The sequence below is a fragment of the Thiohalocapsa marina genome (genome assembly GCF_008632335.1).
In the GTDB taxonomy this organism is placed as follows: domain Bacteria; phylum Pseudomonadota; class Gammaproteobacteria; order Chromatiales; family Chromatiaceae; genus Thiohalocapsa; species Thiohalocapsa marina.
In genome coordinates this window covers 23,124-37,762 of record NZ_VWXX01000022.1, presented here as the reverse complement: position 1 = coordinate 37,762, position 14,639 = coordinate 23,124, and the positions used below count along the sequence as shown (strand labels likewise).

Genomic DNA, 14,639 nt, shown 5'->3' with positions numbered 1-14,639 from the left:
CCTGCGATAACCACTGGATAAGAACGGCAATGTCAGCAGAACGCAGCTTTGACGTGATCGACAACGCGACCGGGCATGATCGAGCGAGCTGGGACGGGGAGGGCTTCCCGGACCGCTTGACCCGGGCCAAGGGCAGACTGACCCCTGCCGCCTTCGCGCAGAAGTGCGGGATCTCCGAGACGGTCCTGCGCAAGTATCTCTCCGGAGTCAGCGTTCCCGGTGCGGACAAGCTGACGGAGATCGCGCGCGTGGCCGGTGTATCACTCACCTGGCTGGCGACGGGGGAGGGGGCGCCGGATGGTGTGGACAATGTGCTCGACACCGACCTGCTGCGCACGGTGATGGCCGGGGTGGAGGAGGGGTTGGCGGCGATCCAGGGACGCATGCCGCTGGAGAAGAAGGCCGAGCTGATCGCGATGCTCTACGAGATGGAGCGACAGGGGGAGTCCATGCCTAAAGAGCCCCTGCGCAAACTGATCCGTCTGGTCAGTGGCTGAGTGCCTTTGGACGGTCGCGCGAGGACGTCTCAAGGCAGACCGCATGACACGCGGCGCGTCAGTTTTCGTCAGGATTCGTCAGTTTCTGGTCGCATTCGTTGTATGCGATCGTTCAATCATACACGCTTGTGTTACTATTGCGGTGGCAGTCGGCCGTTCAATGCGAGTCTGCTCCGTTGGGCGTTTGTCTGCGTGATCGAACATCCGCTTCGGAGACACAGTCGATGAATGAAAATGACGAGAGGCAAGAGCGCATTCGCGATGCGATCAGTCGTTTTTCCGGGGACATCAAGCGGCAGGACGACCCGAACGAGGCCGGGGAGGATGCGATGTCGACCGCGGTCAAGCCGCCGGCGCAGCAGCGCGGAGCAGTCGGCTCGGTCAACATCCAACTCGGCGATGTGAAGATCAAAAAATCCAAGGGATCCGGTAAGACGCCAGACGGCGGTCAGATGCGGCCCGCGATGGCGGGGGGCGCTCCGGCCGCAGGCGTGCCTGCTCCAGTTCTCCTGAACCGCAGACTGTTGATGGCAAGCTGCATCTGCTGGGTGGTTGCCGTGGTGCCGCTCTATCTCATCGATGTGGTGCCGGCGGACGTCGGTGACGTTCTGCGTCTCATCGGCTTCGCCGCAATTGCGGGTGGTGCCATGACGTTCACGTGGGCCATCCTGGACGACTGGCGCTAACGTCGCCGACCGCGAAGGGACGCCTGCTGGCATTGTCCATCGCCATGCGTCCCTTCCTGCTTGAAGTTCTTTCAACCCTCTGGCGCACAGCCTGGCCGCGCGCCGCGCTCCATCCCATCGGTTGCCCTTGCTGGGCGGTATCGCGTGCGTTTCCGACCGGGTGATCCTGGAAGGGCAGCCAGCCGCCAGCACAACCGGCGGAAAGCCTTGTTTCGGAGCTGGTTTCCGTCCGTGTGCCTTTCTCCCGGCGTCCGATCCGTGGAGACATCGGCCAAACGTTTGATTTGGCGCCGCTGGAGGCTGACGGCTGGGGCCTGACTGCTCCATTTAGAAAAAGACGTCTATCACCGAAAGACGTCAGGAAATCCGCATCTTTCACTACTGCCGATGCCAGCGATGCACCCTATGCTGTGCGCCATGTCAGATGGCTGTATGCGTGGAGGGCATTGCATTGAACAGCATCATTGGTCGCAACATCCGCCGCTTGCGATGGCAGCGTGGTTACACCCAGAGCGAGTTGGGCAAACGGGCACGGATCTCCCAGGGGCGGATTTGTCGCCTGGAAATCGGCAATGAGAATCCGACCTTGACCAGTCTCAGCCGGATTGCCCGGGCGCTCGAAGTCGAGACGGCGGAACTGCTGCGGTCATGACGGGCCGCTGCGGGCTGAACACTGAACAGACGCCCCGCAGGAAAAATGTGCTCCTGATAGTGCATTTTTCCGGAAGCTGGGTATAGTAACAGTGAGGGCACGCCGCAGTCCGTGGCGACGGCGATTGCCGCGTCGTGCGACGCATCAGCGCGGCGTCGTTGCAGACATGGGCGTGGTTTTGGCCGCACGCGCGCTGCGCACCATGGTGCGACGTCGCTGCGGGCGATCGAAAACGCGTCCCGGCATGCCGTCCAAGGCGGATCAAGACAGACCAGGCACGACCGATGAACAGACTGCTCGATGCCAACCCCAACCCGGTTTCAGCGCTGCAGGGACGGCTGCGGGCCTACGGCGTACGCGGCAAGGGACGGCTGATGTCGGCCGAGGAGCTGGCCGAGCGCGGCCGGCAGGAGGTACGCCAGCTACTTGCCGAGCAACGCGCAGCGGCCGAGCGGCGCCTCGCCCGCGCCCTGGCGACCTCGGGCATCCCCGAGCGCTTCCGGGACAAGTCGTTCGGGGCCTACCAGGTGACGACGCCCGGGCAGGAGCGCGCACTCATCGCCTGTCGTGACTATGCCCATGCCCTCACGGGGGCGGCGGTGCGCGGCGACACTTTGCTGCTGCTCGGCGGGTCCGGGACCGGCAAGACGCATCTGGCCTGTGCCATTCTTGCACAGGCGCTCATCGCCGGGCACAGCGGGCGCTATTGCTCACTCGCCGGGGCTTTGCGCGCATTGCGCGATGCACGCTCCTCGCTGACTGAACGGGTCGCCTTTGCGTCGCTGAGTGAGCCCCCAGTGCTGGTGCTCGATGATGTGACGACCGCGCTGGACGCGGCGGGCCGTGCGCTGTTGTTCGAGGTCCTCGATGCCCGCTATGGACAGCTGCGCTCGACGATCCTCATCGGCGACCTGGGCGCGGAGGCCTTGGAGCAGGCGCTTGGGGCACGCATCCTGGAGCGGCTGTGCGAGAGCGGGGCGTCGATCGTGACCTTCGATTGGCCGAGCTATCGGCGGCGTTTTCTCGCCAGCGGGTCGCCTGGATCTGCGCCTGAGGCGCGCTCCCAGATCTGACCGGCGGTTGACGGCGGATGGCCGGTGATGAATGGCTTGCGGACCGCCGCCGCTGGTGCTAGCTTACCGAACAACTCCCTTGCGGTAGGGACAAGCCGCTGGTCGCTCGCCATCAAGGTAGCCTTTCACCCGCAGTGCGTTTCTCGCTCCCATCGGGAGCGGATCTGGCCAGTCAGGGCCTGAGGCCCTGGCGACTGTCGCCTCGCGTCCGTACGTCCCGCACGTCGTGCAGTCGGCGAACGGGGCAACATCGCCCTGCCGCTGCTTAGCAGTCCGGCACCTTCGTTTCCGTCCATCCCCAACGCTGCCTCGTCTGCAGGCCGCCATCCTCGATGCCGCGCAAGCGCCTTACAGGCCTGGCTTCCGAGTCGCGGTTACCGCGTTGCGCCATGCACCCTTCTGCCTTCATTTCTCCCTTGCTGACCAAGAGTCGCACACGTCGACCTCGGTTTCGACGGTCTCCCGCCCCGCACAGAGACGTTTGTACAAAATGGGTCTTGAGCCCTTCCACTACGCGCCTTTGTCCGGCACCACGCCGCGTCAAAACCCGCGTCAAAACCCTACTTAGGGCGATCAGGCGTCCAGCACGGACACCAGGGCGGCACCCTGGCCTGCATGATCCCCACGGTTTGTGACGTCGCGTACCGAGCCTGCCTCGGTCCCTGTACCACCTGCACCGCGCCGCGACCGCCCGTCGCAGTAGCATCCCCCCGCCCGCCCCATAAGGGGTCCCGCGGATGTGGTGCCAGGCACTTCAAATCCCCGCTCCGGATGGTAGGAGCCGCTTCGGGCGCTGCGTCAGGCGCCGATCCCCAGCACCGGCAGCGGGTGAAAACGCTGTCAACACTAAACACCGCACGGGCGGGATCCTGGGGATGACCGGACTCGACACTGGATCACAGGTGAGGTGCGTCACACCGCCTGCCCCGGGATCCCGCCCAGCGGTGTGTCGAAGCCGGTCGCATGACGTATCAAGTCACTGTTGTTACTCGGTTTCTCCGGTCGCACGGGCGGATCACCGTGCCGGCTTTGCGGCATCGGGTCGTCCGAACGCCGGTGAGACCAACCATGTATGCGAGGAGGAACGTCCATGGGTCTGTTCGCGGGCACGAGTGCCCGTAATCTCGGCTGGGGCCGCACCCTGGCCTATGCCGGCAGGGCGATCCTGCAGGCGCGCTTCGGCGGCGGACATTACTCCAGTGTCGCCAGTCATACCGAGCGCTGGCGCGTCTTTGCCTCCTGGGCCAGGACGCAAGCTGGTATCCGGGATCTGCGCGCGATCCCCCCGGAGCTGCTCGTGCAGTATGCCGATCACCTGAAGGCCGAGGGACGGGCGGTCTCGACCATCCAGAACCGTCTCAGTACCGTCAATGTCATCCTTGACTATGCGCGCGAGGGCCACTGGGAACCGGTTTCGCCGCGAGCGCTATCCGGCGCCGCACGCTCGGCGGTCAGAACCCAACCACCACGTGCTCTGGATGCAGGCCGGGTTGAGGCCGCCCGGACAGCGCTGCAACAGGCCGGACTGCATCGGGCCGCGGCCGTGCTGGGACTGGCCCGGACCTTCGGCCTGCGCTCCGAGGAGGCCGCCAAGGCCGATCTGGATCGGCTCGCGAAAGAAGCTGCACGGCTTGGCAGGATCAACATCCTCGACGGCACCAAGGGCGGTCGGACAGTCCCGCGCTGGGTGGCCGTGACGCCAGCGGGGCAGCAGGCCTTGCAGGCCGCGCTTGCCGCACGGCCGCCGGGATCGGTGAACCTGCTCGCTCCCACTGAGTCCTACAAAGGCTGGCGCCAAGGCGAGTTGCGTGCCGGGCGTGCGCTCCTCCAGGCCCAGGGGCTGCCCGGCTATCACGACGCGCGGGCGGCCTATGCCTGCGAGCGCTACCGGGAGCTGACTGGCCATCCGGCTCCTGCGGTCACCGGTGGCCGGCGCACGGCCGAGCGCGACACCGATCGCACCGCCCGCGCGATCATCGCCCGCGAGCTCGGCCATGGACGCGTGGACATCGCCGCCGCCTACGTCGGTAGTGCACGATGAGCTCGATCCGGCGATTGCTGTCCCATGCCCAGCCCGGCAGCACGGGCGGCATCGCAGCGCATATCCGCCGCGGTGAGCGTCTGGCCGAACTCATCGGCGCGCGCTGGGGTATCCAGCGCCCGGAGCAATGGCGCGCCAAGCATCTGCGCTGGGCGCTGGAGCGGGGGCTCGAGACGCTGAGCCCCGCCTCGCGCTACCACTACTATCGCACCGCGCGCGTCATCGCCGCCGCGCTTGGACGCTGGCCGGCATGGGAGGCTTCGCTGCACGGCCCCTGGGTCAGTCCCAACGGTCTCCCTTCCCCAAGGCCGGCGCGGCAGCGCACCACGGGTGGCCGCCCGCCGAAGCTCGCGCAGTTCAGTCGAGATCCCAGCACCCCGAAGGCACGCTGAGGGCTCGACAGCCTGGTCCGAAGGCTCCGCTCCGCCCGACGGTGGCCGGGCAGAGGTCCCCAGCGACAGGCCTGCAGACGTGCCCCAGCATCGGCCTCCGTGCAGCACGACTCCCCGTCGCCTGCAGCACGACGGTCCATCCGCGTCGAAGGTCCTTTCACGCCTGCAGCATGACACCCGCACGACGGTCAGGCCAGGACGCCTCGGGAGCGGCTGCAGGATCGCTGCAGCAGGTCTCGACGGCAGCGCAGGGTTGCGCCAAAACGACTGCAGCATGCTGGGGTCGCTGCCGTTGGGCTGTTTTCCGGCATCAATTGGCCCGCACTGGCCCGCAAGCACTGTACGTTGTGCTAAAAGAGAACAGAGAAAGAACGGAGCGTCAGTACCTTGTGGTGGCTCGACGGTCGCATCAGATCGCGCGTCAGGCGCCACAGGCCGGGGTGCTCTGGTGTGTGCTCTGGGCGATGGGCGGGAGGGCGAGCCGATGTTGCGTTGGGTGCATGTGCAGAAGCAGCGCTATTACCAGGCGGACCTGATGGAAGACCTCCTCGGTGGCTGGTCGGTGATCACCGCCTGGGGAGGCCTGGGCTCGCGCCTGGGCCGCATGCGCACGCACTGGGTCGAGACGCGCGAGGCCGGCGAGCAACGGCTGCGCGAGATCGCCGAGCGCCGGCGTCGCCACGGCTACCAACCGCGCGGGGAGGGCGCAGGCTCCCAAGACCAACCCTGATGGCCGTCTGGATGCTCATGGTGTCCGGGTGCGCCATCGTTGGGTCTTTTGCGCCTCTTTTGGCGTGCGGTCTCGTGAACAACGGCAAATCTGTGAGCAGTATTGTGGTAGAAATTCCTGGTTAGGGCGTGGAATTAAAGACACGTTAAGCTATTGGCCGCATCTTCGCCCCTGCGATTGCTGCTTCAATGGCGGGCAACGTGATGACCGATTCGGTACGTCCGCTGAGCAAACGCATTGGTGCGCGGCTTCGCGCTCGGCAAGCTCGGGACGCGCATCGGCGTTCGGGCGCCGTCCGCAGCCGACCCGAGACCAACCAGGCAGCGGTGGCTGGTTGGATTGGCCCGGCGGGGCAGGGCGCATCGGCCATGACGCCGGCTTAAATCCCCTGATTGCGCAACCACTCCAGCAGCGCGTCGCCATGCTCGGTGACGTGGTTGGCGCCGGCCTCGAGCGCCAGCGTCTTGATCTGCGGTGACTTGTCGTTGGTGAAAATCACCATTGGCGCGTCACACCCCAGTGCGCGGATGGCTTGGGCCAGGGCGATGCCGGCGGTCTTGTTCAGGATCTGTCCCTCCTGGCGTGCCAGGTCGGAGATCACCAGCTGAACCCGGGCGCGCGTCAGCAAGCGCAGCGCGTGCTCCGTCGAGTAGGCGCGCAGCACCGCCACGCCACGCTCCGCCAGCCAGGCGTAGAGCGCAAGATCGCTCGCCGGATCGTCATTCACGGCGAGGACGAGGTGTCGTGTTTCCGGGATTGCTTTGTTCATCGTTTGTCTCTGTGATGCCGACGGCTCACGCGCCGTTCAGCCGTCGGTTGGTTTCATCCCGCGCAGCACATCACGCACGAGCCGCGCATAGCGCTCGGCTTTGTCGCCGGTCATGGAGCGCACCTCGGCGGCTGGTAGCAAAAGCTCCAGGACGCCTGGCACGCGGATGCGCACCATGGGCTCGGCTTCAAACGCGGGACACTGATGTGCCGCCATCAAGCGCTCGGTCAATGCCCCGGCGATGCCTGCCGTGCCTGACTCTGACCGCTCCTCGGTGCGCCCGGCTGCGTCTCGCGGGGGTTTTCGCTCCGGGATCAGGTCGCTCAGCGCCCGCTCGTCCGCGCCTTGGTTCCAGCTGGCGATCTTCGCCAGCGGCCAGCCGTCGCGGCTCAGCAGGCGCGCGGCCAGCAGCTCCAGCAGCTGGCGATAGCCAAACAGCGCCTCGCGTCCTTCCCGCCGCGGGCGGCTCAACACGCGCTCGGAGACGTAGTACCGCACCAGACGCTCGTTGACCTTGTCGTCGTCGAAACCCAGGCTCTCCAATCGTTCGCCGGCCAGGGCGGCCAGCTCGGCCGCTGTGCCGTGCCAATCGCGGTCATCGGACATAACGTAAGTCTTCACTGACAATGACAGTATATAGTGATAACATTTGTAACTGTCAATGTTAGCCGATTTCACCGGCCTTGCCCAATCGGGTATTCGCCAACCCGCATCACCGGAGCGTCCAGATGGCCCTGCTGACCAGTCACACTCATCCTCTCTGCATCGACACCCTCTACCCGGCCGCCGGCGGGCAGATCGGCTTGACCTTCTGTCCCGGAAAGCAACAGCGAAAGTCCATCAGCGGTCACTGGCAGCGGGATCTCGCGACCGACCTTCAGGTCATCGCCGACTGGGGGCCGGCGGCGGTGCTGACACTCATGGAAAGTGAGGAACTGGCGGCGGTCAAGGTCGCCGGGATCGGCGAGGCGGTCGAGGCGCTTGGCATCGATTGGTATCACTTGCCAATCCGCGATGTCCAGGCGCCGGGACACCGCTTCGAAAATCGCTGGGTGCTCTATGGCTTCAAGGTTCGCCGGCTGCTGCGCCAGGGACAGAAGGTGCTCATTCACTGCCGTGGCGGCATCGGGCGCACCGGTACGGTTGCCGCACGGCTGCTGGTGGAACTGGGCGAGGCGCCTGAGGAGGCCATCGCCGCGGTCCGAACGGCGCGACGCGGGAGCATCGAAACCTGGGCGCAAGAGGCGCATGTGCGCGCGGCACGCACCGTGACCCAGGACGAGGCGGTGCTTGATCGGACCCTCGGCTGCCTGCTCGGCGGTGCCCTCGGGGATGCCTTTGGCTATGCGGTCGAATTCGACTCCCTGGGCCAGATCAAGCAGCGCTTCGGGGCCGAGGGGCTGCGCGAGCCGGTCCTGACCCAGGGCCGACTGCTCGTCAGTGACGACACCCAGATGACGCTGTTTACGCTGGAAGGGCTGACGCGCGCGCCTGACGCCGATGATGAGGGCGCCCTGATCGAGGCCATCCGACGCGCCTATCTGGACTGGCTCGACACCCAACACGGAGGCAGTCTCGGCCAGCGGGTCCGCGGCACCCTTGCGCGGCGGCCGAACATGCGCCACGCCCGCGCGCCAGGCACGACCTGTCTGTCGGCGCTGCGCAGCGGTGGCCGGGGCTCGCTCGAGCGCCCGATCAACGCCTCGAAGGGCTGCGGTGCGGCCATGCGCATCGCCCCGCTCGGCTGGCTGAGCGGGGCGACATCCCAGACGACCTTCGCCCGCGCAGCCGCCTGCGGCGCCCTGACCCACGGCCACCCCGATGGCTGGGCCAGCGCTGGCTTTCTCGCCGTGCTGATCCAGCGACTGTGCGCCGGCCAGGCGCCACGGCAGGCCATCGCGCACGCACTGGCGATCACCGAGGCGGCGCTGGCTGGGCACGGCCTCGTGGCGGATCTCGGGGAGCGGGTGCGCCTGGCGTTGCGCCTTGCCGAGCAGAAACGCCAAGCCGCGGCGGAGGCCATCGCCGCCATTGGCGGTGGCTGGGTTGGCGAAGAAGCCGTCGCGATCGCGCTCTACGCGCTGCTGAGCGCGCGCGATTTCAAGGACGTCGTGCGCCGCGCGGCCAATCATGACGGCGACAGCGATTCCACGGCCGCCATTGCCGGGCAGCTGTGGGGCGCCTGGAGGGGCATCGACAGCCTGCCGCTGGATTGGGTCCGGCGCCTGGATGTGCTGCCGGAATGCCTGCATGGCATCGCGGCGCTACAGGCGCGACTTGGGCCGATGGCCGAGACTTGTCGTTTTCATGGCGCAACGCCGCCGGGCTTGATGCCGAGGCGCTTGCCGAATGCGTCCTCGAGCGCTGTCCGGAACTGGCCCGACGTGCATGAGGTGTCGATTGGGCCTATGCCGGCTGGTACCTTGAGGTGCTGAGGCAGGTCAGCCGCGGACGTTTCCCTGTCGCCAACGTCGACGGGGACCCCCCGGACCCCGGCGTGGTTCGGCTCGTAGGTCCCGGGTACGGGAGGCGACGACAGTACGACGCTCCCGCCCCGCGTCCCTGCGCCGTCGCCTGCTGTTAGGGTACGAGCCCGAGGTGCTGCGTCGCCTAGCTCAGGCGCCCAAGCCAGGCGGGGTGCTCTACGCCTCGTTTAAGTACGGGGTAGGGGAGCCAGAGCATACTAATACGAGCCAAGCACTCTGCTATCAGCGTAATACTGCTGGATGATGCGCACGATGTCCTCCGGAAGTCGCGCAACTGATTCGTTCTTGATCTCGTCGAGCAAGCCAAACAGCGGCTCCGCGAGACTGCCCGCGATGGCGGCGATGGTGTCGCTATCGCCGCCGATGGAAACCGCGTTACGCATCGCGTCTTCAAATGAGTCGGCCGTGAGCGCACAGGTCATCGCTTCCGGTACGGTCTCCTGACACGCATCGCTGTGTGGGTTGTTCGCACGGATGTCATCGACCGTGCGGCCAAAGTCATAGCCGAACCTGGACACAATCGTTTCCGTGATCGCAAGCGCCGGAACACCGCTTCTGGCGAGGAAGATGGCCAAGGCCCTTGCCTGGGCGCCCTTGATGCCTTCCGGGGGGTGTGGGTAACCTCGGTGACGACCCTCGACAGCCGCAGGGCGCGCGCGCCATCGTCGGCTAACCAGCCACAAGCAGACCCGCGCATCGCGGCACCACTGGCAAAACTGTTGTAGGGCTGGCTCTCAGGACTCGCGAGCCGGAGTTGATCGAGTCCTCGCGCCAAGGCGGCGTGCGCACTGCGGAGATCCCGTTCGAGCTGTCTGCAGAGTACATTCCGGATATCTACCGCACGGCCGACAGGGGCCTGGTTCGTCTTGGCGCCGGTTTAGCGGGAGAGGCGCCGGAGTTCACCGACATCGTGCATCAGGGACCGGCGATGCGCGCCGTCGTCGCGCGTGCGCGCCGCGTGGCTCCGCGCGCAGTGCCGGTCTTGATCGAAGGCGAGAGTGGCACCGGCAAAGAGATGCTGGCGCGGGCCATCCACCGTGCGAGCCTGCGTGCGGCGCAGCCGTTCGTGGCCGTCAACTGTGGGGCCATCACTCGTGATCTGGCCGAATCGGAGCTGTTCGGGCATCGCAAAGGTGCCTTCACCGGCGCTGCGGCAGATCGGGTCGGCTACTTCGAAGCCGCCACCGGCGGAACGTTGTTCCTCGACGAAATTGGTGAGCTCGCGCCGGATCTGCAGGTGAAGCTGCTGCGCGTGCTACAAGAGGGACAGGTGACCCGGGTTGGCGAGACGACCCCGCGCGCGGTCGACGTGCGCATTATCGCGGCCACCAACCGGACGCTGGCGGAAGAAGTGGCGACAGGTGGCTTTCGCACTGATCTGTTTTTCAGGCTCGCTGTCGCGCTGATCCGGTTACCGGCGCTGCGTGAGCGGCCGGGGGACTTTACCCTGCTGGTGGAGCGTTTGCTGGCGCGCATCAACCACGACAGCGATTCGGATCCCGCCTGGCAGGAGGTGCGGATTGCTCCGGCGGCGGTGAACCGGCTGCAGCAGCACCCATGGCCCGGCAACATTCGCGAGTTGGCGAATACACTCACGCGAGCCGCACTTTGGGCGGATGAAGGCATCATCACGGAGCGGGATGCCGCCGACGCGCTGCTGCAACTCCCGGCGCATGCGAACGGACGTGATGATCTGCTTGGTCAGCCGATCGCCGCGGGCGTCGACCTGCCCGAACTGATGCACAAGCTCGCCAGCCACTACTTACGCGAGGCGATGACCTGCACCGGCGGCAACAAGACGCGCGCCGCCAAGCTTCTCAACCTGTCGAGCTATAGAACGCTGAGTAACTGGCTTACCAAGTATGGCGTAGACGGCTGACGCCGGCTCGCCGCCGGAACGGCGGACCGCCGGCCGGGGCGGAAACAAGACCGCCGGTTGGATCTGCTCATCGCCAAGCACCCAGGGGTGCCTTGATAGAGACTCAGGCGGAGGCAGAAAAAGGCGCCGACAGAGGAAACCCGATTGAAACCCGCGAAGAACACACTCCCGCCATGCCCCTGCGGCGGCCCTGCTGCCTATGACGAGTGTTGCGGGCGCTATCTGGATCGCGGCCAGCTCCCGGACCGCGCCGAGGCCCTGATGCGCTCGCGCTATACGGCCTATGTGCTGGGCCGGGAGGACTACCTGTTGGCGACCTGGCACCCGGTGAGCCGACCGGGCACGCTCGACCTGGATGGCGAGCCCGTGCGCTGGCTGGGCTTGAAGGTCGCCCGCGTCGTGGCCGGCGGCCCAGACGATAGCGAAGGAATCGTGGAGTTCGTCGCCCGCTCCAAGGTGGGCGGACGTGCGCATCGACTCCACGAGACAAGCCGGTTCGTCAAAGAGTGTGGGCGCTGGCTCTATCTGGGCACGGTCTCCGACACTTGAGATCGCCGGCCACCCTCAAGTAGCCGCTACCGCCACCGGCTCGCCAACGTCGAGGCCGATCCCGTCGCACGCTACGGCGCCGCGCCTTCCGAATCCTCTCCAGCCGCCCGCTCGAGGCGCGCGATCAGCGCGCGGACCTGCTCGGGATCGAGTCCCAGGCGGCCCGGCTCCAGATGGACCTCCAGGCCGGGCCGCAGGGTGATCCGACTCCACACCTCCACGGTGCCGGGCTCGGTCGGCGGCGGCAGGTCGGCGACCTCGCCCCGAAGCAGACGCCCGATGCGCTCCAGCGACACCCCGGCTTGCTGCCACTTGCGGATCAGCAGCAGCTGCTCCAGGTGGCGGCGGGTGTAGTGGGCGCCCCGCTTGGCCCCCTCCGGCGGATCGAGCAGGCCCTTCTGCGTGTAGAAGCGCACCGTGCGCCGCGCCACGCCGCTGAGGGCACAAAGCTCGTCGATGCCGAAGGTAGGCTCGCCAGTGTCGGGGGTCATGTACTGTCTCCGGCGCACCAGGCAGCGACGGCGGACCTGATTGCCGCCGCGTCCGTTTCGCTGAGGCCCTGTTTGACGGCAAAGCGCAGCCGACGGCGGGTCTCGCGCGCGAACGGGAGGTCTGCACGTTCGGCGAGGACGGCCAGCAGCAGCGTGGCAACGACCGCCTCCTCCTGCGCGCCTGCATCGACCATTGCCGCAAGCCGTGCTTGGAGAGCCTCCGGCAGGCCGGCGCCGGCCAGATCCTCAAGCGTCGGCAAGGCTCGGTGCGGATCGTCGAAGTTCGACAGCTGATCGCGCAGCCAGTCGGCGAACAGATCGAGACCGCTCTCAACCGAAGCAGCCGGCGGCGCGCCGGCAAGCGAATTGTCCGTATCTGCGAAGGACCGCGGCTGTGACCGCCGCAGGAAGCGGGGAACGTCTGACCAGTCCATCGCATCATCGACAGCATCGGGGAGCAACCTGGAATACATCACGCATCCCGCGCGGGCAGAGCGCTGTGGGCTTGGTGACTGGATCGACAGCGAAGCGGCATCCAAGGTCCCCATCCCGCCCCAGCCCGCGGCAAGCTGATGCGCCACCTGGCGCAGCTCGGGCAGGCTGCCCGCCTTGGTCGCCTCATCGCGTACGTCGCGTAGCAGAAAGTGGGTGTGTGGCGTGACCAACTGATAGGCCACGGCCAGGTCAGTGGCCTCCTCCTCCCCCAGATCGGTCAGGCGCCGGGCGGCGGCCAGCCGCGGCAGGGTGTCGTCCGCCGCTGCAGCCGGCCAAGGCTCAAGCGCCAGGGACGCGGTTTGAGTGCGGCCGTCCGCAAGCGTGAAGGTCAGCGCCGCCGATCCCTCGGGCAGGTCGGTAAAGCCGGCCAGCCGGTGCAGGGTATCACCGGCGAAGAGCGGCTCGTCCTGCGCTGGCCACTGCCAGAGCGGCTCCGCGGGCCAGGCGATGGCCAGGGTCGCCCGCGGGGCGCGCATGCGCTCGAACTGGCGCAGGATCTGCTCGGCCATGCGCTCGTTGGGATGCACCAGTACGCAGGCGCCGCCGGTGGCCTCGGCCAGACCGCGCACCAGCCCCTCGGCCACCGCCGCGCCGACGCCGACGGTAAAGACACGGTCGCCAGCGGCCTTCGCCGCCGTGATGAGCCCCTCCACGTCCCAGGTCTCGCCGTCGGTGATCAGCAGCAGGTCCAGCGGCTGGTGCCGGCTCTGATCGGGCCGCTGGCGATGGGCCAGGCGCAGAGCCGCGCCGATCTCGGTGCCGCCGCGGTCGGCGTCGAGCCGTGCCACGGCCGCGCGGGCCTGACTCAGGTGACGCGCGTCGGCCGGCTGCAGGGCAGGGAACAGGGCCTCGGGGGCGTTGCCGAAGACGATCAGGTTGAAGCGGTCGGCGGGCTGCAGCCGCTCGAGGATGTCGGCCAGGGCCTCACGGGTCTGGGCGATGCTGTCGCCGGCCATGGAGCCCGAGGCGTCGGCGATCAGCACATAGTCGCGTCCAGCCGGCTCGGGCGGGGTAGGGGACCTGCTCTGAAGTTGGCGCTGAGACTGGCTCTCAAATTGGGGCTGCAGGCTGACCAGGGCGACGGCACCGCTCCGTGGAACTGCAGCCGGCTCCGCGGCCATGCCCGGAAACGGGTCCGGCGCGTAGAGTGCCGCCCCGGCGCGGGCCACCGCATCGGCGCGGATGCGCAGCACCAGGTCGCGGTCGAGCGGCGCCGAGCCCTGCGCCAGGCTCACCAGCAGGCCGTCGTCGGCAGGGGTGATTGAAAACTCGTGCGAGGGCGAGTCGACCTCGGCCGCGCGCAGGCTGCCGCCGAAGACCAGCTCCAGCGTAAAGCGATGCCCGGTCTGCAAGGCGACCGGGGGCACCTGATGCGGGGCCAGACCGCCCCGCAGTGGGTCGCCGTAGCGCGGCGCGACCGTGGTCGGCAGGGTCAGGCGCCACAGATCGCCGTCCCAGGCGCCGAGCAGGGCGTAGCGGTAGTCGAGCTCGGCCGTCTGCCCCGGCAGCAGGTTGCCGACATTGACGGTGTAGAGCCCGCGCCCGGCGCGCTGCAGCAGGATAGCACCATCACCGCTGACCATGGCCTCCTCGTAATCCTCCTCGGCCTGCCGGGCCGGCAGCACCGCGCCGGTCAGTACCCGCTCGTCAATGCGCACCTCCACCCCGAGCAGCACCGCCTCGGGCGGGACCGGGAAGGTGAAGACAGCCTCGATGTTGACCGACTCGGTATTGCGGAAGGTCTGGGCGATGCGGATCTCGCCGAGCAGCCCCTCCAGGCGCCCACGCAGGGCGGTGGCGGTGAGAAGCGGTGCCGACTCTGTGACGCGCTGGTCCATGGTGTCCCCCAAGGATGACGCCAGGGCGGGACGACCACCGTCCCGCGCGACTGGCGCCTGG

General features: G+C 67.4%; 15 protein-coding genes. 10 read left to right on the top strand and 5 right to left on the bottom strand.

The window, feature by feature from the left end; translation table 11 throughout:
• The first annotated feature begins 29 nt into the window (after positions 1-29).
• The 7 genes from F2Q65_RS13040 (at position 30) to F2Q65_RS13010 (ending at position 6,071) form a co-directional block, all read left to right on the top strand.
• Entirely contained in the window at positions 30-497 is a 468-nt protein-coding gene (locus F2Q65_RS13040) for a helix-turn-helix domain-containing protein (RefSeq protein ID WP_150093855.1), read from the top strand.
• A gap of 224 nt (positions 498-721) precedes the next feature.
• Complete coding sequence (locus F2Q65_RS13035) at positions 722-1,183, top strand: hypothetical protein (protein WP_150093854.1); 462 nt, start codon at positions 722-724, stop codon at positions 1,181-1,183.
• A 451-nt stretch (positions 1,184-1,634) separates the two neighbouring features.
• Positions 1,635-1,835, top strand: a complete 201-nt coding sequence (locus F2Q65_RS13030; RefSeq protein WP_150093853.1) for a helix-turn-helix domain-containing protein — start codon at positions 1,635-1,637, stop codon at positions 1,833-1,835.
• A gap of 284 nt (positions 1,836-2,119) precedes the next feature.
• Complete coding sequence (locus F2Q65_RS13025) at positions 2,120-2,908, top strand: ATP-binding protein (protein ID WP_246156202.1); 789 nt, start codon at positions 2,120-2,122, stop codon at positions 2,906-2,908.
• Between the two features lie 1,090 nt (positions 2,909-3,998).
• On the top strand, positions 3,999-4,949 hold the full coding sequence (locus F2Q65_RS13020; protein WP_170265697.1) for an integrase domain-containing protein: 951 nt from the start codon (positions 3,999-4,001) through the stop codon (positions 4,947-4,949).
• Positions 4,946-5,341, top strand: coding sequence for a hypothetical protein (locus F2Q65_RS13015; protein ID WP_150093851.1), 396 nt, complete (start codon positions 4,946-4,948; stop codon positions 5,339-5,341). Before F2Q65_RS13020 ends, F2Q65_RS13015 begins: the two co-directional genes overlap by 4 nt.
• A gap of 484 nt (positions 5,342-5,825) precedes the next feature.
• On the top strand, positions 5,826-6,071 hold the full coding sequence (locus F2Q65_RS13010) for a WGR domain-containing protein (protein WP_150093850.1): 246 nt from the start codon (positions 5,826-5,828) through the stop codon (positions 6,069-6,071).
• A 379-nt stretch (positions 6,072-6,450) separates the two neighbouring features.
• On the opposite strand, the gene F2Q65_RS13005 is transcribed toward F2Q65_RS13010, so the two are convergent.
• Both F2Q65_RS13005 and F2Q65_RS13000 read right to left on the bottom strand, forming a co-directional pair.
• Complete coding sequence (locus F2Q65_RS13005; protein WP_150093849.1) at positions 6,451-6,840, bottom strand: response regulator; 390 nt, start codon at positions 6,838-6,840, stop codon at positions 6,451-6,453.
• 36 nt (positions 6,841-6,876) lie between these two features.
• The gene (locus F2Q65_RS13000; protein WP_150093848.1) at positions 6,877-7,446 is read right to left on the bottom strand and encodes a hypothetical protein; all 570 of its coding nucleotides are present in this window, start codon (positions 7,444-7,446) and stop codon (positions 6,877-6,879) included.
• A 122-nt stretch (positions 7,447-7,568) separates the two neighbouring features.
• Between F2Q65_RS13000 and F2Q65_RS12995 the strand changes: the two genes are divergently transcribed.
• Positions 7,569-9,275, top strand: a complete 1,707-nt coding sequence (locus F2Q65_RS12995; RefSeq protein ID WP_150093847.1) for an ADP-ribosylglycohydrolase family protein — start codon at positions 7,569-7,571, stop codon at positions 9,273-9,275.
• A 248-nt stretch (positions 9,276-9,523) separates the two neighbouring features.
• Here the strand turns inward: F2Q65_RS12995 and F2Q65_RS12985 are convergent, their stop codons facing one another.
• The gene (locus F2Q65_RS12985) at positions 9,524-9,901 is read right to left on the bottom strand and encodes an ADP-ribosylglycohydrolase family protein (protein ID WP_170265695.1); all 378 of its coding nucleotides are present in this window, start codon (positions 9,899-9,901) and stop codon (positions 9,524-9,526) included.
• A 179-nt stretch (positions 9,902-10,080) separates the two neighbouring features.
• On the opposite strand from F2Q65_RS12985, the gene F2Q65_RS12980 reads away from it, so the two are divergent.
• Both F2Q65_RS12980 and F2Q65_RS12975 read left to right on the top strand, forming a co-directional pair.
• On the top strand, positions 10,081-11,205 hold the full coding sequence (locus tag F2Q65_RS12980) for a sigma-54 interaction domain-containing protein (protein ID WP_150093845.1): 1,125 nt from the start codon (positions 10,081-10,083) through the stop codon (positions 11,203-11,205).
• Positions 11,206-11,349: 144 nt separating this feature from the next.
• On the top strand, positions 11,350-11,754 hold the full coding sequence (locus F2Q65_RS12975; RefSeq protein ID WP_150093844.1) for a YchJ family protein: 405 nt from the start codon (positions 11,350-11,352) through the stop codon (positions 11,752-11,754).
• A gap of 71 nt (positions 11,755-11,825) precedes the next feature.
• Here the strand turns inward: F2Q65_RS12975 and F2Q65_RS12970 are convergent, their stop codons facing one another.
• The gene (locus F2Q65_RS12970; protein ID WP_150093843.1) at positions 11,826-12,245 is read right to left on the bottom strand and encodes a MerR family transcriptional regulator; all 420 of its coding nucleotides are present in this window, start codon (positions 12,243-12,245) and stop codon (positions 11,826-11,828) included.
• Positions 12,242-14,578 (bottom strand): VIT domain-containing protein, encoded by a 2,337-nt coding sequence (locus F2Q65_RS12965; protein WP_170265694.1) that lies wholly within the window; start codon positions 14,576-14,578, stop codon positions 12,242-12,244. Before F2Q65_RS12965 ends, F2Q65_RS12970 begins: the two co-directional genes overlap by 4 nt.
• Between the last annotated feature and the right edge of the window lie 61 nt (positions 14,579-14,639).